Origin of the sequence: Thioclava dalianensis (assembly GCF_000715505.1) — a bacterium.
Classification (GTDB): domain Bacteria; phylum Pseudomonadota; class Alphaproteobacteria; order Rhodobacterales; family Rhodobacteraceae; genus Thioclava; species Thioclava dalianensis.
In genome coordinates this window covers 198,262-219,824 of record NZ_JHEH01000001.1, presented here as the reverse complement: position 1 = coordinate 219,824, position 21,563 = coordinate 198,262, and the positions used below count along the sequence as shown (strand labels likewise).

At 64.2% G+C, this 21,563-nt stretch carries 20 protein-coding genes and 1 riboswitch; of the genes, 11 read left to right on the top strand and 9 right to left on the bottom strand.

The genetic code is table 11. The annotated features are described in order from the left end of the window. Positions 1 to 170 precede the first annotated feature (170 nt). From eno to DL1_RS01090, 5 genes are all read right to left on the bottom strand, one after another. Positions 171 to 1,445 carry a phosphopyruvate hydratase gene (gene eno, locus DL1_RS01110; protein WP_038061164.1) on the bottom strand — a complete coding sequence of 425 codons (1,275 nt, stop codon included), beginning with the start codon at positions 1,443 to 1,445 and terminating at the stop codon, positions 171 to 173. A 137-nt stretch (positions 1,446 to 1,582) separates the two neighbouring features. Then, the gene (locus tag DL1_RS01105) at positions 1,583 to 2,479 is read right to left on the bottom strand and encodes a DMT family transporter (protein WP_038061160.1); all 897 of its coding nucleotides are present in this window, start codon (positions 2,477 to 2,479) and stop codon (positions 1,583 to 1,585) included. 64 nt (positions 2,480 to 2,543) lie between these two features. Then, complete coding sequence (locus DL1_RS01100) at positions 2,544 to 3,260, bottom strand: endonuclease/exonuclease/phosphatase family protein (RefSeq protein ID WP_038061157.1); 717 nt, start codon at positions 3,258 to 3,260, stop codon at positions 2,544 to 2,546. Positions 3,261 to 3,286: 26 nt separating this feature from the next. Further along, a complete protein-coding gene (locus tag DL1_RS01095; RefSeq protein WP_038061154.1) occupies positions 3,287 to 4,717 on the bottom strand; it encodes a protein adenylyltransferase SelO in 1,431 nt (476 codons plus the stop codon). 115 nt (positions 4,718 to 4,832) lie between these two features. After that, entirely contained in the window at positions 4,833 to 5,768 is a 936-nt protein-coding gene (locus DL1_RS01090) for a nucleoside hydrolase (RefSeq protein WP_038061149.1), read from the bottom strand. Between the two features lie 143 nt (positions 5,769 to 5,911). On the opposite strand from DL1_RS01090, the gene DL1_RS01085 reads away from it, so the two are divergent. Further along, on the top strand, positions 5,912 to 6,697 hold the full coding sequence (locus tag DL1_RS01085; RefSeq protein WP_038061146.1) for a hypothetical protein: 786 nt from the start codon (positions 5,912 to 5,914) through the stop codon (positions 6,695 to 6,697). 21 nt (positions 6,698 to 6,718) lie between these two features. On the opposite strand, the gene DL1_RS01080 is transcribed toward DL1_RS01085, so the two are convergent. Next, positions 6,719 to 7,717 carry a Fe(3+) ABC transporter substrate-binding protein gene (locus DL1_RS01080; RefSeq protein WP_038061142.1) on the bottom strand — a complete coding sequence of 333 codons (999 nt, stop codon included), beginning with the start codon at positions 7,715 to 7,717 and terminating at the stop codon, positions 6,719 to 6,721. Positions 7,718 to 7,811: 94 nt separating this feature from the next. Then, positions 7,812 to 8,237 (bottom strand): DUF1499 domain-containing protein, encoded by a 426-nt coding sequence (locus DL1_RS01075; RefSeq protein ID WP_038061140.1) that lies wholly within the window; start codon positions 8,235 to 8,237, stop codon positions 7,812 to 7,814. Between the two features lie 305 nt (positions 8,238 to 8,542). Here DL1_RS01075 and DL1_RS01070 point away from each other — a divergent pair, with 305 nt between their 5' ends. The 3 genes from DL1_RS01070 to DL1_RS01065 all read left to right on the top strand — a co-directional run bounded on the left by DL1_RS01070 (position 8,543) and on the right by DL1_RS01065 (position 9,914). After that, positions 8,543 to 9,013, top strand: a complete 471-nt coding sequence (locus tag DL1_RS01070; RefSeq protein ID WP_038061138.1) for an RrF2 family transcriptional regulator — start codon at positions 8,543 to 8,545, stop codon at positions 9,011 to 9,013. 251 nt (positions 9,014 to 9,264) lie between these two features. Continuing rightward, complete coding sequence (locus DL1_RS22210) at positions 9,265 to 9,399, top strand: hypothetical protein (protein WP_281244631.1); 135 nt, start codon at positions 9,265 to 9,267, stop codon at positions 9,397 to 9,399. Positions 9,400 to 9,566: 167 nt separating this feature from the next. Continuing rightward, positions 9,567 to 9,914, top strand: a complete 348-nt coding sequence (locus tag DL1_RS01065) for a TfoX/Sxy family DNA transformation protein (RefSeq protein WP_038061520.1) — start codon at positions 9,567 to 9,569, stop codon at positions 9,912 to 9,914. Position 9,915: 1 nt separating this feature from the next. On the opposite strand, the gene ndk is transcribed toward DL1_RS01065, so the two are convergent. Then, positions 9,916 to 10,338, bottom strand: a complete 423-nt coding sequence (gene ndk, locus DL1_RS01060; RefSeq protein ID WP_038061136.1) for a nucleoside-diphosphate kinase — start codon at positions 10,336 to 10,338, stop codon at positions 9,916 to 9,918. A 263-nt stretch (positions 10,339 to 10,601) separates the two neighbouring features. Here ndk and DL1_RS01055 point away from each other — a divergent pair, with 263 nt between their 5' ends. The 7 genes from DL1_RS01055 (at position 10,602) to DL1_RS01025 (ending at position 20,245) form a co-directional block, all read left to right on the top strand. Next, positions 10,602 to 12,500, top strand: a complete 1,899-nt coding sequence (locus DL1_RS01055; RefSeq protein WP_038061133.1) for an ABC-F family ATP-binding cassette domain-containing protein — start codon at positions 10,602 to 10,604, stop codon at positions 12,498 to 12,500. Positions 12,501 to 12,596: 96 nt separating this feature from the next. Then, complete coding sequence (locus DL1_RS01050; RefSeq protein ID WP_038061131.1) at positions 12,597 to 13,646, top strand: DUF475 domain-containing protein; 1,050 nt, start codon at positions 12,597 to 12,599, stop codon at positions 13,644 to 13,646. Positions 13,647 to 13,675: 29 nt separating this feature from the next. Further along, positions 13,676 to 13,871, top strand: a riboswitch (cobalamin riboswitch). Positions 13,872 to 14,012: 141 nt separating this feature from the next. Then, on the top strand, positions 14,013 to 15,866 hold the full coding sequence (locus DL1_RS01045; protein ID WP_051693224.1) for a TonB-dependent receptor plug domain-containing protein: 1,854 nt from the start codon (positions 14,013 to 14,015) through the stop codon (positions 15,864 to 15,866). 85 nt (positions 15,867 to 15,951) lie between these two features. Then, on the top strand, positions 15,952 to 16,743 hold the full coding sequence (locus tag DL1_RS01040; RefSeq protein ID WP_162178724.1) for an ABC transporter substrate-binding protein: 792 nt from the start codon (positions 15,952 to 15,954) through the stop codon (positions 16,741 to 16,743). 4 nt (positions 16,744 to 16,747) lie between these two features. Then, positions 16,748 to 17,731, top strand: a complete 984-nt coding sequence (locus tag DL1_RS01035; protein ID WP_038061116.1) for a FecCD family ABC transporter permease — start codon at positions 16,748 to 16,750, stop codon at positions 17,729 to 17,731. Continuing rightward, positions 17,728 to 18,477, top strand: a complete 750-nt coding sequence (locus DL1_RS01030; RefSeq protein WP_038061113.1) for an ABC transporter ATP-binding protein — start codon at positions 17,728 to 17,730, stop codon at positions 18,475 to 18,477. Before DL1_RS01035 ends, DL1_RS01030 begins: the two co-directional genes overlap by 4 nt. A 157-nt stretch (positions 18,478 to 18,634) precedes the next feature. Then, entirely contained in the window at positions 18,635 to 20,245 is a 1,611-nt protein-coding gene (locus DL1_RS01025) for an FMN-binding glutamate synthase family protein (RefSeq protein WP_038061110.1), read from the top strand. Between the two features lie 78 nt (positions 20,246 to 20,323). On the opposite strand, the gene DL1_RS01020 is transcribed toward DL1_RS01025, so the two are convergent. Next, positions 20,324 to 21,553, bottom strand: coding sequence for a DUF1501 domain-containing protein (locus tag DL1_RS01020; protein WP_051693223.1), 1,230 nt, complete (start codon positions 21,551 to 21,553; stop codon positions 20,324 to 20,326). Positions 21,554 to 21,563: the final 10 nt, after the last annotated feature.

Here is a 21,563-nt window from a genome sequence, read left to right as displayed (position 1 = left end):
CGCGCGGGGCGGAAATGTGCCAATGGCGATTGGGGGAGCATCGGGGGCATTAGGGCCCGCTGTCCCCTCCGCCGTCAGGCCATAAAAAAGGGTAACAGGATGACGCGTGCCGTACGCCCTGAGGCACTGACAGGCGGTCTCCTGTTACCCGATATTTGCAGCGTATCCGTTTATTTCAGGATCGAACGGCCCGCATATTCAGCGGTCTCGCCCAACACTTCCTCGATGCGGATCAGCTGGTTGTATTTCGCCAACCGGTCCGAACGTGCCAGCGAGCCGGTCTTGATCTGACCGCAATTCGTGGCCACGGCCAGATCGGCGATGGTGGCGTCTTCGGTCTCGCCCGAGCGGTGGCTCATCACGTTGGTATAGCCCGCGCGATGGGCCATATCGACGGCCTGAAGCGTCTCGGTGAGCGTGCCGATCTGGTTGACCTTCACGAGCATCGAGTTGGCGACACCTTGCTTGATGCCGTCGGCGAGGCGGGTGGGGTTGGTAACGAACAGATCGTCGCCCACCAGCTGCACCTTGTTGCCCAGACGCTCGGTCAAAAGCTTCCAGCCCGCCCAGTCATCCTCGGCCATACCATCTTCGATCGAGATGATCGGATAGGCGCCCAGCAGTTTCTCGAGATAGTCGACATTCTCTTCCGAGCTGAGCGAGAGGCCTTCGCCCTTCATCTCGTATTTGCCGTTCTTGTAATATTCGGTCGAGGCGCAATCCATCGCGAGATAGATATCTTCGCCGGGCTTGTAGCCTGCTTTTTCGATGGATTTCAGGATCAGGTCCAGCGCCGCGGTGGTCGAGCTGAGTTCCGGCGCAAAGCCGCCCTCATCGCCAAGCCCGGTGTTCAGACCTGCCGCCGACAGCTCTTTCTTGAGCGTGTGGAACACTTCCGAACCCATGCGCACCGCGTCGCGGATATTGCCCGCGCTGACCGGCATGATCATGAATTCCTGAATGTCGATCGGGTTGTCGGCATGCTCGCCGCCATTGATGATGTTCATCATCGGCACCGGCAGAACACGTGCCGAGGTGCCGCCGACATAGCGAAAGAGCGGCAGGGCTGTGGCATCGGCTGCGGCTTTCGCCACGGCCAGCGACACGCCGAGGATCGCATTCGCGCCAAGGCGGCCTTTATTGTCGGTCCCGTCCAGCTCGATCATTGCGCGGTCGATCTCGACCTGCTCGGTGGCGTCTTCGCCCACAAGGTTTTCCGCGATCTCACCATTCACGGCCATCACGGCTTCCAGCACGCCCTTGCCGAAATAGCGGTTCTTGTCGCCATCGCGGCGCTCATGGGCCTCATGCGCGCCCGTCGAGGCGCCCGAGGGCACAGCGGCGCGCCCCATCGTTCCGTCTTCAAGGATCACGTCGACTTCGATGGTCGGGTTGCCCCGGCTATCAAGAATTTCGCGTGCGTGAATGTCGATGATGGTGCTCATATCGCTCCCTTTGCGTGGGCTAATGCAGTCACACTGTCTATACCCCTGAGAAGGGCGCACGAAAAGGGGCGTAGGAAAAATTCATGTTAGCGCTCACATTGATCTGAAATCGACCCCGCGCCGGGAAGGACAGGGCATCACGCGCGCCCGCGCGCCTTGCGTCTGCGCAAGATCGCCTGCCGCCAGAGCGTATATAGCCCCGATCCCACGATCACCGCGCCGCCCAACAGGGTGAATTCATCGGGCGGTTCGGCAAAGACGATCCAGCCGATCAGCACTGCAAAGACCAGTCGTACATAGCGAAACGGCGTGATCACCGCGACCTCGCCAATCCGCATCGCCGCGATCAGCGCGTAATAGCCGATTGGCCCCGCGATCAGCGCCCCCGCGATATAGGCCCAATCGCGTGCGGTGGGCATCAGCACCGGATCGCCCGCGACAAGCTGGATCACGATGCCAGCCGGCACCACCACGCCAAACCCGTAGGTCGCAAGCTGCAGCGAGGTGATCGCCTTGGGCACCCGTCGCGTCGCCAGATCGCGCGCGGCCAACGCAATCACCGACACGACAGGCAAGAGCGAGAGCACCGAGAACCCCTCCGTGCCGGGCCGGATCACGATCAGCACGCCGACAAAACCGATCCCAATGGCCGACCAGCGCCGCCAGCGCACCCGCTCGCCGAAAAACAGCGCAGCGCCCAGCGTCACCGCCAAGGGCGTGGCCTGCAAGATTGCCGAGGCCTGCGCGAGCGGCGTGAAGATCACGGCGGCCACGAAACACGTCGTGCCGAGGATCTCACCGGTATTGCGCACCAGAACCGAGCCGCTCAACAGATCGCGTGAGATCAGCGTCTCGCCGCGCGCCTTGGCAAACGCCCCGAAAATCAGCGCGCCGCCCACGCCCAGCAGAACCAGAACCTCACCAACCGCAAGCCGCTCTCCCAGCGCCTTGACGAACATGTCCTCCAGCGCAAACCCCGCCATCGCGGCGATCATCAGCAAGCTGCCGTGGAAATTCTCACGATTCAGGTCCATTACACTCTCGGGATCAAGGAGGCTTTCACCTCCCTATCCGGAGGATGGGTGCGGGGCAAGCGGCTCAGTCATGCTGGGCGCGGGTCACGATACCGCTGATATCGGCCCAGATCGGCAGGTGATCCGAGGCCACACGCGACAGCGGCGTGTCGAGCACGCCCGCGCGCACTACGCGCAGTCCCGGCGCGGTGACGATCCGGTCGAGCCGTCCGAAGGGCGCGCGCGCAGGGTAGCTCGGCCCCGGCGCATGGATATGATAGCCGCTCAGACCCTCAAAGCCGCGCTTGGAGCGCCATTCGTTGAAATCCCCGATCGCCACGGCCGGATGGGGGCGCGCGGCGCGCATCACCTGCACGATCCGCGCCCATTGTGCGCGCCGATCCCCGCGCCGAAGCCCCAGATGCGCGCCCACCAGCAAGAAGGGCGCGCCGCTATCGGGGGCGATCTTGACAGCCAGCGCGCCGCGCGGCTCAAGCCCGGGCAGAGTAATCGGCTCGACCCCCAGCACCCGCGTGCCCCGTCGCACCAAAACCACCTGCCCATGCCAGCCCAGACTGTCCGGCCCGGTGCGCGGCATGTCGTGGCGCTCGAAATCGCTGTGCTCAGCGATCATTCGCAGCGGCAGGGCTGCCGGCCGCGCACCCATCCGCCTGTCGACCTCTTGGAGCGCCACAACATCGGCCTGAAGCGCGTTGATCACCGCCAGCACACGCGCAGGATCGCAGGTCCCATCCGAGCCCACGCATTTATGCAAGTTATAAGAGGCAATGCGAAGTGTCATAATCTCAATGGGTTAAGGGCCGAAGTTTAAGTGCCGCAGAAGGTGCGCATGACCCGTTCATCGGGACGCGGCGCCGCCTCATACGCCCGATAACGCGGATCGGGGCTGTAGGGATCCGCAAGCGCCTCGATCAAAGCGTGCAGTGGACCGTCATCGCCTTGCGTGGCAGCCACGATCATCGCCTCGATCTGATGGTTGCGCGGAATACGGACCGGATTGGCCCGCGCCATGACCGCTTTGGGATCGGCCTCATCGGCCAGCCGCGCCTGCCAGTCCTTGGCCCAAAGATCGAAAGCTTCGGGTTCGGCAAACTCCGCGCGCGCGACCTCAAGATCGCCGCGCAAGCCACCGAAAACACGCGTGAAATCTGCCTGCTGTTCAGCCATCCGCTCAAGGAGTTGCTGGATCAGCGGCAGGTCATCCTCCGTTGGTGCGGCCAGCCCGATCTTCGCGCCAAAGCGTTTCAGCCAAGCAGCCTGATAAAGCGGGATGAAATCGTCAATCGCAGCACTTGCCTGCTCAAGAGCTGTCTCTTTCTCGCCCATCAGCGGCAGCAAGCATGTGCCAAGCTGCGCGAGGTTCCAGATCCCGATCTGCGCCTGTTGTCCAAAAGCGTAGCGGCCCTGCTGATCGATTGCGGAAAACACCGTGCGCGGGTGATAGGCGTCGAGAAAGGCGCAGGGGCCGTAATCGATCGTCTCGCCCGAGATGGCCATATTATCGGTGTTCATCACGCCATGGATGAAGCCCAGCGACATCCAATGCGCGATCAGCTCGGCTTGGGCGGCCACCACCGCGCGCAACAGCCCGAGCGGCCCCTCGGCCTGCGGGTAATGCCGGGCGATCACGTGATCGACCAGCGTGCTCAACGCCGCCTCGTCGCCTTGGGCTGCGAAATACTGGAAGGTACCGACGCGGATATGGCTCGCGGCCACCCGGGTGAGCACCGCGCCGGGTCGGGCCATCGCATCGCGGGCAACCGGCGCGCCTGTGCGCACCGCGGCCAAGGCCCGCGTCGTGGGCACGCCAAGGGCGGCCATCGCCTCGGAGACCACATATTCGCGCAGGACCGGCCCAAGCCAGGCCCGCCCGTCCGAGCGCCCGCGCGAAAACGCGGTGCGCCCGGCCCCTTTGAGCTGCAGATCGAACCGCGCCCCGTCCGGCGCCACGATCTCGCCCAAAAGCACCGCACGACCATCGCCTAAGCGCGGCACGAAGCCGCCGAACTGATGGCCCGCATAGGCCTGCGCGATAGGCTCGGCACCATCCGGCATCTGGTTGCCCGCGCACATCGCGAGCCCCTCGGGGCCGCTCAGCCAGTCGGGATCGAGCCCCAACCGCAGAGCCAGCGCGTCATTGCTCACCACCAGCGCGGGCTCTGGCACAGGCTCGGGCTGTTGCGGCACAAAGAACGCCTCTGGCAGGCGGGCATAGCTGTTGTCGAATGGCAGGGTCATCGGGCCTCCTTGGCACAAAGATATGCCTGCGCGGGCAAAATCCAATCCCGGCTTCCTCTTGATCTAAATATCCCGGGGGCTCCCGGAGGGAGCGGGGCGGCGCCCCTCCACCCGCTCACAGCCGCGCAATCCGCTCGCTCAGAAGCGCGAAAAATCCCGCCGCATCAAGATCGCCCATGAAGAGCGCATTGGCGGGCCGGTCGGTCACCCCCCACCAATCGGCCACCGTCATGCCCATCGTCAACTCCGAGACGGTCTCGATCTCGACATTGATATGCCGCCCGCGGAACAGATCGGGGGCCAGCAGATAGGCGATGACGCAAGGATCATGCAGCGGCGCGCCTTCGGATCCGTATTTCGCCATATCGAAGCGCTCGAAGAAATCGGTCCAGCCAGCCACGGCCTGCCCGACAGGCGTGCCCAAGGCGCGAAACGCCTCGACCCGGGCGCGCGAGGTCAGCGCCTTATGCGTCACGTCGAGCGGCATCACCACCAGCGGCACGCCTGCGCCAAACACGATTTTCGCGGCCTGCGGGTCCACATGGATGTTGAACTCGGCGGCGGGCGTGGTGTTGCCCACCTCGAAATAGGCCCCGCCCATCAGCACGATCTCGGCCACGCGCTCGACAATATCGGGCGCGCGGGCAAAGGCGGTCGCGATATTGGTGAGCGGCCCCAGCGGGCACAGCGTCACCGTGCCGGGCGGATGGGCGCGCAGCGTCTCGATGATGAAATCGACGCCATGCGCCTTTTGCAGGGCCATTTCGGGCTCGGGCAGCTCGATCCCGTCAAGCCCGCTCTTGCCGTGAACATATTCCGCCGTGACAAGCGCGCGCTCCATCGGACGGTCACAGCCTGCGAAGATGCGGATATCGGTGCGCCCGGCCAGCGTGCAGATCTTGCGCGCATTGAGCGTGGTGAGCGCGAGCGGCACATTGCCCGCAACGCAGGTGATCCCCAGCACCTCCAGCTCGGGGCTGGCCAGCGCCAGCAGGATGGCCACGGCGTCGTCCTGCCCGGGGTCGGTATCGATGATGATCTTGCGTGTCATGGGGCCTCTCTCGTGTTCTCGCGCCAAGATGGGGCAGGGCGCGGGGCTTGTCCATCCGCCGTGAAACCATCCTGAATCCGGCCCGATTTCGCCTTAATCTCTGAATAATCTCTGGGGGAAACCTTCAGAATGGAGGGCGGATCATGGCCCGTCAGCATCACCTTTTCATCGCCTCTCCCGCCGCGGGCCGGTTGGGGCCGCAGATGGCGCGCACGCTCGCGGCCGGTCACGCGCAGCTTCAGGCGGCGGGGTATGGGTTGCCTGTGCTGGGGCCGCATCCGGCAGGCCATGTGCATCTGGATGCCACGCTGATCGGGACGGCCAATTGTGGGCTGTTTCACTTCTTTGCCAAGGCCGAGGGCCGCGCGCAGCTCTTTGCCCGCAGGCTCGGCGCGCCGGTCTCGCGACTGGTGATCCAGACCGTGCCCTATGAGACCTATTATCCCAAGATGTGGCGCCAGATCGCCGCGCGCCAACCGCTCAAGCCTTTTGAGGGTGCCACCAAACGTCTGGTCGAGCGCGCACGCGGCTGGGTCGAGGTGATTGGCGATCTGCAACGCGCCTTGCAGCCGCGCGAGATTGTCGTGCTGCCTGCGCCGGTGACGGTGGAGGAAGGGCTTGCAGCGCTCGTGCCCGGCGCGTCTCTCGCGCCGCGTCTGCAGGTCGGCCCCGATGCAGGCGAGCTGTCAGAGAGCGCGATTGCGATGATTCAGCGCCTGTTTCGCGCCAATGTGACGATTGAGGCGCAGCAATTGCGCCGTCTTCAGGCTTTTCATAACAGCCAGCCGCAAGGTGCACCGATTGCGGCCTTCGATGCGCTGGATGCGGCCAAGCTGCGTCGTCGCTACCGCCAGGATATGAAGGCAATCGGCGCGATGCCGGGGGTCCGGATTGGCGCCGATTGCGAGTATGCGATCGCGGCACAGTAGCGCCGCGCGTTCTTGCGCGGCTTAGCCGTCGAGATCGACCTGATCGATCAGCTTGAGCGCTTGCGGGCGCAGCGCTGCGATCTCGTCCAGCGAGAGCGTGTCGGGGGTGAACTCGCCCCAGCTTTGCACCAGTTCCGAGCGCGGCACGCCGGGCTTGACCGGGAATTCGTGATTGGTCTCGGCATAGATCTCCTGTGCCTTGTCGGACACGAGGAAATCGAGCAGTTGCAACGCCTCTTCGCGGTTCGGGGCCGCCTTGGTCATCGCCACGCCTGAGATATTCATATGCGTGCCGCCGTTCTCAAAGACCGGGAAGGCGATGCGCACGGAATTGGCCCAAGCCTGCTGATCGGGATCGGCGAGCATCTGACCCATGTAATAGGTGTTGCCCAGCGAGATATCGCATTCGCCCGCCCAGATCGCCTTGACCTGACTGCGGTCATTGCCTTCGGGGCGGCGCGCGAGATTGTCCTTGATCCCCTCAAGCCAGCTGGTCGTTGCCTCGGCACCGTGATGGGCGAGATAAGCGGCGGTCAGCGCGACATTGTAATCCGAGGTGAAGGGGCGGGTGCAGATCCGGCCCTTCCATTTCGGATCGGCCAGATCCTCGTAGCTTGTGACCTCATCCGCGCCCACACGCTCTTTCGAGGCATAGACGATCCGCGCGCGCGAGGTCAGCGCGAACCAGTGCCCCGCCGGGTCGCGATAAGTGACCGGGATCGCCGCGTTCAGGGTCGGGTCGTCCACGGCTTGGGTGACGCCGGCTGCGACCACCTCTTCGATCCGCGCGATATCGACGGTCATCACCAGATCGGCCGGGCTGCGGTCGCCCTCGGCGCGCAACCGCTCGACCATGCCCTTGTCGACATAGGCGGTGTTGACGCGGATACCCGTCTGCTCGGTGAAGGCATCAAAGAGCGGCGCGATCAACTCGGGCTGGCGGTGCGAATAGACATTCACATCGGCCAAAGCGGGCGTTGCAATCAGCGCACAGAACGCGAGGGGGAGGGTCTTGGTCATCAAAGAGGCTCCATCGGTTGAGGACGGGCCAGAGGTAACGGGAGATCACAAACACGTCAATGTCTGAGTGAAACAATCGGGAATTAAATCTCGCTTACAATCCCGCCTCATCGAGCCAGCCCTCAATGCGGGCCTTGTTGACCCCGAGATCGCTTTTTCCAAAGACGAGATGTCCCCGGATTTGCAGGCTGTCGCCATCGACCCAGACCGTGGTGACATCGGGAAAGCCCCAAAGAGCAGAGCGCGTGACATAGGCGGCATAGCCGTCTTTGGCGCTACCACGCACCCGGGTCGTGCGCGCCGTGCCTGCGATGATGCCGTCGAGTGCTTCCATCTCAGCCTGCGGGTCATCAAGCGTGCGCGCGGCCTGAAAACCGCCCGTCTCGGGATAGTTCCCGGCAGGTTTGGCAAGCCCGTCCACTGCGTAGCGGTCCGGGTTGATCGGGGCGAGCCGGATATAGGCATCCGCAGCGCCGATCACGCATATAAGAACTGCCGCAACGATAAGAACCACTTTCATATCTCCTCCGGGCCTGAGAACGGGGTAGTGCGTGTAGTTGTGGCATCAGAGCGGGGCGTGCAAGGGAAGTTGCGTCGCACGGCTTGCGCGTCACGTCGGGTGTCCCCGTGGTGCGCGCGAAATCTGGAGGCTGCGCAGGGCAAGGTCAAGCGGTGGAATGGCGCGCCAGCCTCAAGGCGGGCGCCGCGCGCCCAACTGTGCTTTTCGCGCCGAACCTTGACCCAGATCAAATCGACATCTCACGCCCATCTTTACATGCGACATAAGTCACAATTATGTGATCGCATTTTATATGGAGTGATATTATGCGCCTGACAACTCGGACCAACCTCGCGATGCGCGTTTTGATGGTTTGTGCCGTGAATTCGGGGCGCTTGGTGCGCAAGTTCGAGATCGCGCAAAGCTGCAACGCCTCCGAGAATCATTTGGCGCAGGTGATCAATTTACTCTCCACGCATGGCTTTATTCATACCATTCGAGGCCGGGCAGGCGGGTTGAAACTCGCCCGTTCGCCTGAAGAGATCAGTGTGGGGGATGTGATGCGTGCGTTTGAGCGCGGCCTTCCCGTCACGGAATGCTTCAGTCCTGAGACTAACACCTGCCCGCTCATCGAGGCCTGCCTGTTTCGCGACGCGCTGCGTGAGGCGCTCAACGCGTTTTATCGTGTTCTGGATGGCTACACGCTGGCATCGCTCACCCAAGACAATGTGCCGCTCGCGCAGATACTCCAACTTTGCGCGCCCCGGATGACATCGGCCTGCGGCGCGCGCGGTTGAGCTGATTCGTTTCAAAGCGCGGATCGGGGCCATCTTGCGCCTGACACCGCTGCGCCGCGATTTGAGCGTTTTATTGGCGGGGTGGTGCCAAACTCTGTGGCGCGCCCGCCACAGATTAGCGGGGCGCGATCACGCGCGTGAGATCCATTATCAGTTTTCCTTGATCCGCACTTACGCCTGTCAAACGCTAACTTTACATGGCGATCGAACGCGGACAAACCGCGCGCAGCGTTTCAGTATGAGGCAAAGACATGCAACAGCAATCGGGCAGCCAATCGGGCTCACAACAGCAAGGCGCCACCCCGCGCCCCTCTCAGCAACAAGGCGGCGCATCGACCCCCGCCCAGCAAGGTGGCACGGTCTTCAACGACTGGGCATCGATCTGATCCTTGCAGATCCCGGCTGAGATAAAAAATATGGCGCGCCCCTTCGGGGGCGCTCGCCACAGCTAAGCGTCACAAGGCGCAGGCAGCCCGGGCAGGGATGACTTGCGAAACCCTTTGGCGATTGTCATCCTGAGCGCGAGAGTGACGCAGCCGGGATGCCAGAGCAGATGAGCGATATCACCAGCATTCCCGGAATTGGCCCGGCCAGCGCAGAGGGCTTTGCTCGTGCAGGCATCACCCATGCCGATCAGCTGCGCGAGATGGGCGCGCATGCCGCTTATGGCGCATGGATCGCAGCCGGAAACCCGCCTCATTTCATCGGATATTACGCGCTGCACATGGCGCTGCAGGGCCGCCCGTGGAACGATTGCCGCGGGGCGGAGAAAGCCACATTGCGCAAGAGTTTCGATGCGCTTTGCGCCACCGCGCGCCCGCCAGAGGGATCGGCTGACAAAAAGGGCCGCTCCCGGCTGGAAGCGGCCCTTGATGAGATAGGTCTGATCGCGCGGCGCTAGATCAGCCGACCAGCTCGAGACCCGAGAAGAAGAAAGCGATTTCTTCGGCAGCCGTCTCGGGCGCATCGGAGCCGTGCACCGAGTTCTCGCCAACCGAGAGGGCGAACTCTTTGCGGATCGTGCCGTCAGCGGCGTCTGCCGGGTTGGTCGCGCCCATCACTTCGCGGTTTTTCGCAATCGCGCTTTCGCCCTCAAGCACCTGAACAACGACCGGCTCGGAGGCCATGAATTCACACAGCTCGCCATAGAAGGGGCGCTCTTTGTGGACTGCATAGAAGGTGCCAGCCTGTTCCATGGACAGCTTGATGCGCTTTTGCGCGACGATGCGCAGACCGGCTTCCTCGAATTTGGCATTGATCTTGCCGGTGAGGTTGCGACGGGTGGCGTCGGGTTTGATGATGCTCAGCGTGCGTTCGGTGGCCATTTGAGACCCTTTCCTTCATGGTGCACAGCCCGGGGGCCGGGCCGAAAATATCACGCGCCTGCTATCACGCAGGGGCGGGGTTGAAAAGCCCTCACGCGCGCGTCGAGCGGCGATCTGCGCTTTTGGACAGGTGGCGATGGCGCGCGCAAGGACGGGGTGAGAGGCGCATATTGCACCTCCGGGAGCCTCCGGCGGGGATATTTATCGTCAAGAGGAAGCAGGGGCCGTTGACTAGGGCGCGGGGCTGCGTCAAGTCAGGCGCCATGTTGCGCATATCCGATATTTCCTATTCGGTCGAAGGGCGGCCCCTGTTTCAGGGCGCCTCGGCCTCGATCCCAGAGGGCCACAAGGTGGGCCTCGTGGGGCCCAACGGCGCGGGCAAGACCACGCTTTTCCGGTTGATCCGGGGCGAGTTGACGCTCGACGGCGGCGATCTGTCGCTGCCCTCGCGGGCCAAGGTGGGGGGCGTGGCGCAGGAAGTGCCGTCCTCGTCGACATCGCTGCTCGACACGGTGCTGGCCGCCGATGAAGAGCGTGCCCGGCTGCTGAGCGAATCCGAGACCGCGACCGATCCGCATCGGATCGCCGATATTCAGACCCGGCTCGTCGATATCGATGCGTGGTCGGGGGAGGCGCGCGCGAGTGCCATTCTCAAAGGTCTGGGCTTTGATACCGAGGCGCAGGCGCAGCCCTGTTCGGATTTCTCGGGCGGCTGGCGGATGCGCGTGGCGCTGGCGGGGGTTCTGTTCGCCCAACCCGATCTGCTTCTGCTCGATGAGCCTACGAACTATCTCGATCTGGAAGGCGCGCTTTGGCTTGAGAGCTATCTGGCGCGCTATCCCCATACGGTGATCGTGATCAGTCACGACCGCGGGCTTCTCAACCGCGCCGTGGGCTCGATCCTGCATCTCGAGGAACGTCAGCTCACGCTTTATCAGGGCAATTACGACACGTTTGCGCGCACCCGCGCGCTGCGGCGCGAGGCGCAGGCCGCGCAGGCCAAAAAACAAGATGCCCGCCGCGCCCATCTTCAGGGCTTCGTGGATCGCTTCCGCGCCAAGGCCTCCAAGGCCAAGCAGGCGCAGGCCCGCGTCAAGATGCTCGAGAAGATGGAGCCGATCACCGCGCCCGAAGAGGCCGCCAAGCAGGTCTTTACCTTCCCCGAGCCCGAGCAGCTCTCACCGCCGATCATCTCGATGGAGAGCACGGCTGTGGGATATGGCGGACCGGCGGTGCTCCATCACCTCAATCTGCGCATCGATCAGGACGACCGGATCGCGCTGTTGGGCCGCAATGGTGAGGGCAAATCGACGCTCTCGAAACTGCTGGCCGACAAGCTCGCACCGATGGAGGGCAAGATCACGCGCTCCTCCAAGCTGCGCATTGGCTATTTCGCGCAGCATCAGGTCGATGAGCTGATCCTCGACGAGACGCCCTTGCAGCATCTGATCTCGGCGCGTCCGAATGAGGGGCAGGCCAAGCTGCGCGCGCGGCTGGCGGGGTTCGGACTGCGGGCCGAGCAGGCCGAGACGGCGGTGGGCAAGCTCTCGGGCGGGCAGAAGGCGCGGCTCTCGCTGCTGCTGGCCACGCTCGATGCGCCGCATCTGCTGATCCTCGACGAGCCGACCAACCACCTCGATATCGAAAGCCGCGAGGCTTTGGTGAGCGCGCTGACCGAATATAGCGGCGCGGTGATCCTTGTGAGCCACGATATGCACCTATTGGGGCTGGTGGCCGACCGGCTGTGGCTGGTCAAGGGGGGCAATGTCGCACCCTATGAGGGCGATCTGGAAAGCTACCGGGCGGAGTTGCTGGCGCCGCCTGCCAGCGAGAAAGCGGGCAAGAAGGCTAAGCGTGTGAAGGCGGCCAAGGGCACGGCGCCCGCACCCGCCGCGCCCGAGCCCGCGGCCCCGCCTGCGCGCGCCGACCGCCAGACCCTCAAGCGCGAGCTGCGCGAGGCAGAGCTGCGCGTCGAGAAGCTGACCGAGATGATCGCGAAGCTCGACCGGATCCTCGCCGATCCCACGCTCTATGAGCCGGGACGTGCCGCCGAGGCCGAGAAATGGTCGAAAAAACATGCCGAGGCGCATCAGGCGATGGGTCGGGCCGAGGCGCTTTGGCTTGAGGCGCTGGAGCGGTTCGAGACGGCGGCCCGCGCCTAGGGCCGAATTGCGCGCGATTGCGGCTGCGATATTGGGATGTGCCTTGTAGGTTGACCGGGCACGCCCTATCTCGCGGTGAGGCGACCGGGAGCCCCTATGAAAATCGCGATGCACTATTTCCGTTGGGCCTTTGGCGTGACTGTGCTGGGGCTTGTGGCCGCCTTCGCGCTGGGGGCGTCCTTTGCGGGCAGCTGGGAGGGGGCGGTTGGCTTTTTGCTGATCGCGACCATTCTCGCGGTGCTCGAAATCTCGCTCAGCTTCGACAATGCCATCGTCAATGCCAACACGCTCAAGCGGATGACGCCGAAATGGCAGCGGCGCTTTCTCACATGGGGCATTTTGATTGCGGTCTTTGGGATGCGGGTGCTGTTTCCCTTGCTGATCGTCGTGATTGCGGCGGGCCTTGGCCCGTGGGAGGCGCTGGAGTTGGCCGCGCGCGATCCGCAGCGTTATGCCCATATCATCGAGGGCGCGCATCTCTCGATAGCGGGCTTTGGCGGGGCGTTTCTGATGATGGTCGCGCTGCGGTTCTTCATCGATGCGGGCAAGGAAGACGACTGGATCGGTGGGATCGAACCCGCGCTGCGCCGGTTGGGGCGGCTGCGCTTTGTCCAGATCCCGATTGTCGGTCTGGTGATTGCCGCGTTCGCGCTGATCGTGCCCGAGGCTGAGCGTCGCACCTTTCTGGTAGCGACCCTCTCGGGGCTTGGGGTCTTTCTTTGCGTCGAGGGGTTGGGCCATGTGTTTGACCGGATCAGCGTGGCGCAGGCGGCGGGGCGCGCCGGGCTGGGGGCGTTTCTCTATCTCGAAGTGCTCGATGCCTCCTTCAGTTTCGATGGCGTGGTGGGGGCCTTTGCGCTCACCCAGAACCTGTTTCTGATCGCGATTGGGCTGGGGGTCGGGGCGATGTATGTGCGCTCGATGACGATCATGCTGGTGGAGCGCCAGACGCTCACGGAGTTCCGCTATCTCGAGCACGGCGCGTTTTGGTCGATCCTGCTCTTGTCGCTGGTGATGTTTGCCCAGACGCTGATCCATGTGCCCGAGGCCGTGACCGGGCTGCTGGGTGCGGGGATGATCGGCGCGGCGCTGGTCGCCTCGCTGCGAGATCGGCGCAAGAACCGGGCATTGGTTCACGAAACCTGAATATTTCTTGACTTGAAACGGCGTCTGCGTCACATCGGGCGCACTTCGGTTCCGCCCTCGGGCGGATGAAAAGGGAACCCGGTGCGGCGCAAGCTCACTCCGGGGCTGCCCCCGCAACTGTAAGCGGTGAGTGATGGCTGTTTTCGCCACTGGGAGAGATCCTGGGAAGGCCAGCCAAAGCTGAGATCCGCGAGCCAGGAGACCTGCCGAGGCGCTCATCCTTTCGGCCTGCGCGGGGCGTGCGGGCGAGGCGGTTTTCCGTCAGTGGTGACACTATCACCGTCGGCGGGAATATTTGTTTTCCAAAGACTTGCAAGACGAAGTTGATGCAGTGTCCGCGCTGCGATGCGAAGGATTTGGACGATTATGACACCCCGTTTCACCGCCACTCTTCTGCTGGGCACCGCATTGTCGGCCCCGGCATTCGCCCAAGAGGCGCCCACCTATAATCTCGATGAGATCGTGATCTATCACGGTGCGCTTGAGCCGCGCAGCGCTGATACCACGGGCCAATCGGTGACGGTGCTCTCCACTGCCGATCTAGAGGCCCATGGCCATACCGGGCTTGCCGCCCTGATCGCACAAGCGCCCGGCGTGGGGATCTTGTCGCGCGGCCCGATGGGGTCGCAGACCGGCTTCACGATCCGCGGCGTGTCGCAAAACTACGTCAAGGTTCTGGTCGACGGGATCGATGTCTCGGACCCGTCAGGCACGCAGGTCGCGGCCGATCTGGGCCGGTTCAGCACGTTCAATTACGGGCGCGTCGAGATCATGCGCGGCTCGCAATCGGCGGTCTATGGCGGGCAGGCCGTGGGCGGGGTGATCAATCTCGACACGCCGCGCCCCACCAAGGACGGTATCTCGCAGGGCGTCCAGCTTGAGGCAGGCAGCTATCACACCGCCAATGCGGCCTATAATTTCGGCTGGAAACAGGGCGAGGATGAGCTGGCCGTGCAAATCTCCAAGATCTACACGAGCGGCTTCTCCGCCGCCGATGAGATCAATGGCAATACGGAAGCCGACGGCTATAAGGCCGACCGCATCAGCATGACTGGTCAAAAGCGCGTCGCGCCGAACCTGCTGATCGGATTTGCGGGATTTGCGCAGAACGACACCGGGGAATATGATGAGACAGCCTTCGGGCCGAACGGCTCCTATCCGGTCGATGGCACGCCCGACGAGGTTGCGCATGCTCGCACGCGTGGGGCACGCGCCTTTGCGAAATTCGATATCGGAGCGCTCTCTAACGAGTTTTCGCTGAGCTATTTCAAGATCAAGCGGTCTAATACCGGCTCGGACAGCTTTGGCGCGACCTTCTATGATTACGACGGCACCCGGCGCAAAGCGGAATGGGTGAGCCATTTTCAGTTGGGACAGGGCAAGGCGAGTTTGGGCCTAGATCGCACGCTGGAGAATTACGAAAGCGACTCGACCTATGGCGGCGGCCAAGCGCAGACCCGCACGACCGGGGTCTTTGGCGAATATGCGCTGGATCTTCGCAACGGCGTCAGCGTCGTGGGCTCGTTGCGCCATGATAGTCTTTCCTCTTATGGCGATCAGACCACGGGGCGTCTTGGCGTGACGTGGCAGGTCAACTCGGATCTGCTGCTGCGCAGCTCGATTGCCAATGGCTACCGGGCCCCTTCGGGCTATGAGCTGTACGGAGTTTACGGCGATCCGACCCTGCGCCCCGAGAAATCCCGCAGCTTCGATCTGGGGCTGGAGCAGAAATTCGGGGAGCAGACGCTGACGGCCACGCTGTTCCGCATCGATGTCGATAATCTGATCGATTACAGCTACCCCAGCTACTACCAGACCTCCGGCACCGCCACGCGGCAGGGGCTTGAGCTGGGCCTTAAAGGCGCGCTCACGCCCAAGATCGACTACCAGCTGGGCTATACCTATATCGATCCGAAGAACCCTGCCGGGCTGTCTGCGGGCTCGACCTGGAATGCCTCGTTCGGGCGGCACACGCTGACGGCGGCGCTTGACGCCCAGCTGACCGACCGGATCACCGTGGGCGGCGATCTGCGCTTTGTTGCAGACCGTCAGACCCTGCCGGATTACGGTGTGGCCAATGCCCAGATCACCTATGATCTGAGCGCGGGCAAGCAGGTCTATCTGCGGGTCGAGAACCTGTTTGACCAGCAATACGAACTGTGGCCCGGCTATGGCACCTCGGATCGCGCGGCCTATGTTGGGTTGCGTGCGACCTTCTGATCCTCTCACGGCGCTTTGCGCCGCCGCGCTGGCCGTCTCCCTTTTGGGGGCGGTCCCGGCACGGGGGGATGTATCCGGGCCGGCGGTGACGTCGACCGAGACCGAGGCCAAAGTCCCCGCCCGTGTCGTCTCGATGAACCTGTGCACAGATCAATTGCTGCTCGCGCTCGCAGATCCCGACCAGATCGTCTCGCTGAGCCATTTCGCAACCGATCCCGCCATGTCCGTGCGCTGGAAGCAGGCACAGGCCTATCCCGCCAATTACGGGCGGGCGGAGGCGCTCTCTCTGCTCAAACCCGATCTCGTGCTGGCCGATACCTGGTCGAACCCGGACACGCTGCGGATGCTGCGTCATCTCGGGATCCGGGTCGCGCAACTGCCCGTGGGCACCTCGCCCGACGAGATCCGCGCGCGCATCACCCAAGCGGGCGCGCTGCTGGGCCATCCCGACCGGGCGGCGCGGATGATCAAGGCCTTCGACGCGCGATTGGCCGCGATCAAGCGCCCCAAGCCGGGGCTGCGCGCGGCGGTGATCGGGCCGGGCGGCTATGGCTACGGGCCGCATACGCTGGACGGGCAGATCCTTTCGATGGCGGGGATCGCCAATGTCGTGAGTGGGCCGGGGTTGGACTATGGCGGCCGCATTCCGCTGGAAGATCTGGTGATGGATCATCCCGACCTGCTGATCGGCGCGGGCGCGCAGGAGGGCATGGGCACGAGCCGCGCGCAAGCGGTGCTCAACCACCCCGTGCTGCGCGCCTTGCCGCGTGTGAGCGGTCTGCGCGATGCGCGCTGGTCCTGCGGCGATCCGGCGGTGCTGGGGGCGGTCTCCGAGCTTGCAGCCTTGGGGCGTAAAATTCAAAAAAAGAGAAATTAGGTCAATGAGTTATCGTGCGCTCCTCATCTGGTTGACGCTGGCCTGCGCCGGGCTGTTTCTGGCCTCTCTGCTGATCGGCCCTTCGGGCATCGGCCCGATTGAGGGGCTGCGAGCGTTGATCACGGGGCAAGGCGCGCCGGGTCTGGTGATGCGCGAGCTGCGCCTGCCACGTGCGCTTCTGGGTGTGGGCGTGGGGGCTGCGCTGGGACTGTCGGGTGCCGCGATGCAGGGGTTTTTGCGCAATCCGCTGGCCGAGCCCGGGCTGATCGGCACCACTGCGGGGGCAGCCTTGGGCGCGGTGCTGGCGATCCAGACCGGGCTTTACGCGGCCTTCGCGCTGGCGCTGCCGCTGGCGGCTCTGGCGGGGGCGGCACTGGCTGTGGTGCTGATCGTGGCGCTGGCGGGACGCGAGGCGCGTGCGCTGGTGCTGATCCTTGCGGGCATCGCGGTTTCGGCGCTGGCGGGGGCGGCCACGGCGCTGGTGCTCAACCTCGCGCCGTCGCCCTATGCCGCCGCTGAAATCGTGTTCTGGATGATGGGCTCGCTGGCGGACCGCTCGATGACGCATGTGGCGCTCGCCGCGCCCTTCCTGATCCTTGGCGCTGTGATCTTGCTGCGCGCGGGTCCGGGGCTCGATGCGCTGAGCCTGGGCGAAGATGCGGCGGCTTCGATGGGGATCTCGCTGAGCCGGTTGCGCCTGCAGATCGTGTTCGGCACCGCGCTGATGGTGGGGGCGGCCACGGCTGTTGCGGGGGCTGTGGGCTTTGTGGGGCTCGTGGTGCCGCATCTGCTGCGCAAACATGTCGGCGCGAGCCCATCGCGCCTGTTGCCGGCCTCCGCACTTGGTGGTGCGGTGATGCTGCTGGCCGCCGATATCGCCACCCGCGTGATTGCCCCCGAGCGCGATCTCAAGCTGGGCGTGCTGACCGCGATCGTGGGGGCGCCGTTCTTCTTGTCGATGATCCGCAAACTGGGGCGCGAGACATGAAACTGGAGCTGCAAGATCTGAGCGTGTTGCGCGGCGAATGCCCGGTCGTCGATGCGGTGAGCGCGCAGGTAAGCCCCGGCGAGCTGATCGGGCTGATCGGTCCCAACGGCGCGGGCAAGACCTCACTGATGCGCGCGGCGATGGGGCTGCTGGCGCATCGCGGGCACAGCTCTCTGGCGCGGCTTGATCCGATGGCGCGGGCGCGGGCGGCGGCCTGGCTGCCACAGGCGCGCGAAATCGCTTGGGGCCTCTCGGTCGAAGAGCTGGTGGGGCTCGGGCGTCTGCCGCATGGCCGCGATCAGACCGGAGCCGGGCGGGCGGCGCTGAACGAGGCCTTGCACCGGATGGGGCTGGAGGCGATGCGGGCGCGCCCGGCCACCCGGCTCTCGGGCGGTGAGCAGGCCCGTGTGCTGATCGCAAGGGCGCTGGCGCAGGAAAGCCCGCTGATCTTGGCCGATGAGCCGATTGCAGGCCTCGATCCGGCGGCGCAGATCGACACGATGGAGGTCTTTGCCGCCCATGCAGGCGCGGGCGGCGCTGTGCTGTGCTCGCTGCATGATCTGGGCTTGGCCGCGCGCCATTGCACCCGGATCTGGGTGATGGATCGCGGGCGGCTGGTGGCCGATGGTCCGCCTGATCAGGTGCTCAGCGAGCAGCTTCTGGCCGATGTCTTCCACATTCGCGCGCGGTTCATGACCACGCCCGACGGGCCGGTCTTTCAGCCGCTCTCGACCCTGCACCGCTAAAGGGCGGGCCATCCCGCGTTTGTGCGCTCGCGCGCGCGCCGGAAGGCGCGCTGGAGGTGGCGCTTTATTGTGCAGTGAGATAACCCTAGGAAGACTCAACGCCACCTCGCGTCACGCCTGTGTGGTCGTATTGGCCCAAATTTCCCGAGGAGGGGGCATGTACACGCGATTCATCCGGTTCTCGCCGCTTGCTATCTGCATCATTCTGACTTTGGCCTGCCTTATAGGTTTTGTGTGGAACGACTGGTTCGCCCTTGGCGCGGTCCTGTTCGGGCTGCTCTCGCTTGTCGGTGTCTATGACATCATGCAATCGCGCCACGCGATCACGCGCAACTATCCGATCCTCGCGCATCTGCGCTTTCTTTTTGAGGAGATTCGCCCCGAGATCCGGCAATATCTGATCGAGAGCGATGATGACGAGGTGCCGTTCTCGCGGGCCACCCGCACGATCGTCTATCAACGCGCCAAGGATGTCGAGGATGCCAAACCCTTCGGCACAAGGATGCGGGTCTCGGAATCGGGCTATCAGTGGATCACCCATTCGGTGAAGCCGCGCCATATCGAGAACAGCGATTTCCGCGTCGAGATCGGCGGGCCGGACTGCACGCAACCCTATCAGGCCTCGATCTACAACATCTCGGCCATGAGCTTTGGCGCGCTGTCGGGCAATGCGATCATGGCGCTCAATCGCGGCGCGAAAGCGGGCGGCTTTGCCCATGACACCGGCGAGGGCGGGATTTCGCGCTATCACCGCGAGGGTGGCGACCTGATCTATGAGTTGGGCTCGGGCTATTTCGGCTGCCGCAATCATGATGGCACCTTCAACCCCGAGAAATTTGCCAAGCGCGCGACCGATCCGCAGGTCAAGATGATCGAGATCAAGATCAGCCAAGGCGCCAAACCCGGCCATGGCGGGATGCTGCCTGCCGCCAAGATCACCCCCGAGATCGCTGAGGCGCGCGACATTCCGATGGGCGTCGATTGCATCTCGCCGGCTTCGCATTCGGCCTTCGATACGCCGATTGAGATGATGCAGTTCATCGCCCAGCTGCGCGAGCTGTCGGGCGGCAAGCCCATCGGGTTCAAGCTGTGCCTTGGGCATCGGCGCGAATTCATGTGCATGGTCAAGGCGATGCTCGAGACCGGGATCACCCCCGATTTCATCGTCGTGGATGGCAAGGAGGGCGGCACCGGGGCAGCTCCTCTGGAATTTGCCAACCATATGGGCTTCCCACTGGTCGAGGGGTTGAGCTTTGTGCACAACACCCTGCGCGGCGCAGGGCTGCGTGACCGGATCAAGATCGGCGCGAGCGGCAAGCTGGTCACCGCCTTCCACATCGCCAAGACGCTGGCGATTGGGGCGGATTGGGCGAACTCGGCGCGCGGCTTCATGTTCGCGATCGGCTGCATTCAGGCACAGTCGTGCCACACCAACCGCTGCCCGACCGGGGTGACCACGCAAGACAAGATCCGCCAGCGCGCGCTTGTGGTGCCCGACAAGGCGACGCGTGTGTCGAATTTCCACCGCAACACGATGAAGGCGCTTTCCGAGATGACGGGGGCGGCCGGTCTGACCCATCCCGGCCAGTTCCTGCCCCATCACCTGCTGGTGCGCGTCACCGACCGCGATTTCAAAGTCGGCGACGAGGTCTATCCCTACCTGCCCGAGGGCTTCCTGCTGCGTGAGGAGGAAGACAATATGGGCTATCTCAAGCGCTGGAAACGCGCGCGCTCAGAGGCGTTCGAGCCGATTGATGCAGGCGTATAACGCGCAAGGTTTGGGGGCGGTGCAAATGCGCCGCCCCCAAAACCTTCACATCACCCGAGAACCCGCGACGCCGCCTCCTCAGGCGATAATCCTTGGGTCATTGCCCATATCGAGTCGCGGGAATACCTTGGTCTCCAGCAGCGTCTTGTCGAACCCGAACATCCCGCGCATCGCCCAGGCGGCATAGGCGCGCACATCGGCGGTGGGCATCAGGTCGCGCTGCTCGAACAGATTGGCATCGCTCAGGCCCGGCCAGCGGCCATAGACCTTCCCGCCCTTGATCGCGCCGCCCGCCATGATGAGCGCGCCGCCCGTGCCGTGATCGGTGCCAGTGGTGCCGTTCTCGCGCGCGGTGCGGCCAAATTCCGTCATCGCGAGCACCGTGGTCTTGCCCCAGACCGGGCCGAGCCCCGATTTGAGCGCCAGCAGCGTCGCGGACAGCTCGCGCAGCCGACCCGACAGCACGCTGCGCTGGTTGTGATGGGTGTCCCAGCCGCTGAGCGAGAAGCTTGCGATCCGCGTCTCCTCACGCAGGCGACCGGCGGTGAAGGCACCAAGCTGGGCGCCTTCGCTCTTGGGCGCGGCACTCATCCGCATCGAACGCCCGGATTTTTCGGATTCCAGCTTGGCTGAAATCGCAATCGCCTCCTGCGAGGCTGCGTGAAACAGCGGATCCTCGGCATAGACCTGCTCGAGCAGCCGCTGGCTTTGATCGCTCAGCCGCAATTGGGTGTTGGGGGCCCAAGACATCACCGGGGCCGCGCCTTCGATCACCTTCATCTCGTCACGCCCCACCGCATAGGCTGTGTTGGAATGAAGATCGGGTACCGCTTGCAGCATCCGGTTGAGCCAGCCATCGCGAACCTGCGGCTGTGGCACGTCAAGCCCGGTCCCGGCCTCCAAGATATCCTGCCCGTCGAAATGGCTGCGCTTGTCGCGATAGGGCGTCGCCACCGCATGGGCAAAACCCAGCTCGCGCGCGTGCCACAGCGGCATCAGATCCGACAGCGCGGGATGGAGCGCGTAGAAATCGGTGAGCGCGGGGCCTGTCTCGCCGCCCGTCAGGCTGTCCTTGCGGTAGCGCGCATAATCGGGATCGCCAATCGGGCGTACCACGTCGAGCCCATCCATCGCGCCGCGCAGGATGATGACGACAAGGCGCTCATCTCCGGGGGCTGCGGCGAAGGTCACCGGGCTCATCATCGGCCATGCCGCCGCCGAGCAGCCGATCAGTGCCGAGCCGCGCAGGAACAGCCGCCGTGACAGGAGGCGCTGTGCGGGACTGTCTTTGGTCAGATCGTCAGCCATCTGGGATCTC

Coding starts and splice junctions, on each gene's coding strand:
- DL1_RS01090 (WP_038061149.1), bottom strand. CDS start 5,768: ATGACACGCAAGATCATCATCGATACCGACCCCGGGCAGGACGACGCC.
- DL1_RS01070 (WP_038061138.1), top strand. CDS start 8,543: ATGCGCCTGACAACTCGGACCAACCTCGCGATGCGCGTTTTGATGGTT.
- DL1_RS22210 (WP_281244631.1), top strand. CDS start 9,265: ATGCAACAGCAATCGGGCAGCCAATCGGGCTCACAACAGCAAGGCGCC.
- DL1_RS01025 (WP_038061110.1), top strand. CDS start 18,635: ATGTACACGCGATTCATCCGGTTCTCGCCGCTTGCTATCTGCATCATT.
- DL1_RS01080 (WP_038061142.1), bottom strand. CDS start 7,717: ATGACCAAGACCCTCCCCCTCGCGTTCTGTGCGCTGATTGCAACGCCC.
- DL1_RS01100 (WP_038061157.1), bottom strand. CDS start 3,260: ATGACACTTCGCATTGCCTCTTATAACTTGCATAAATGCGTGGGCTCG.
- ndk (WP_038061136.1), bottom strand. CDS start 10,338: ATGGCCACCGAACGCACGCTGAGCATCATCAAACCCGACGCCACCCGT.
- DL1_RS01050 (WP_038061131.1), top strand. CDS start 12,597: ATGAAAATCGCGATGCACTATTTCCGTTGGGCCTTTGGCGTGACTGTG.
- DL1_RS01035 (WP_038061116.1), top strand. CDS start 16,748: ATGAGTTATCGTGCGCTCCTCATCTGGTTGACGCTGGCCTGCGCCGGG.
- DL1_RS01075 (WP_038061140.1), bottom strand. CDS start 8,237: ATGAAAGTGGTTCTTATCGTTGCGGCAGTTCTTATATGCGTGATCGGC.
- DL1_RS01045 (WP_051693224.1), top strand. CDS start 14,013: ATGACACCCCGTTTCACCGCCACTCTTCTGCTGGGCACCGCATTGTCG.
- DL1_RS01105 (WP_038061160.1), bottom strand. CDS start 2,479: ATGGACCTGAATCGTGAGAATTTCCACGGCAGCTTGCTGATGATCGCC.
- DL1_RS01020 (WP_051693223.1), bottom strand. CDS start 21,553: ATGGCTGACGATCTGACCAAAGACAGTCCCGCACAGCGCCTCCTGTCA.
- DL1_RS01065 (WP_038061520.1), top strand. CDS start 9,567: ATGAGCGATATCACCAGCATTCCCGGAATTGGCCCGGCCAGCGCAGAG.
- DL1_RS01055 (WP_038061133.1), top strand. CDS start 10,602: ATGTTGCGCATATCCGATATTTCCTATTCGGTCGAAGGGCGGCCCCTG.
- DL1_RS01085 (WP_038061146.1), top strand. CDS start 5,912: ATGGCCCGTCAGCATCACCTTTTCATCGCCTCTCCCGCCGCGGGCCGG.
- DL1_RS01095 (WP_038061154.1), bottom strand. CDS start 4,717: ATGACCCTGCCATTCGACAACAGCTATGCCCGCCTGCCAGAGGCGTTC.
- DL1_RS01030 (WP_038061113.1), top strand. CDS start 17,728: ATGAAACTGGAGCTGCAAGATCTGAGCGTGTTGCGCGGCGAATGCCCG.
- eno (WP_038061164.1), bottom strand. CDS start 1,445: ATGAGCACCATCATCGACATTCACGCACGCGAAATTCTTGATAGCCGG.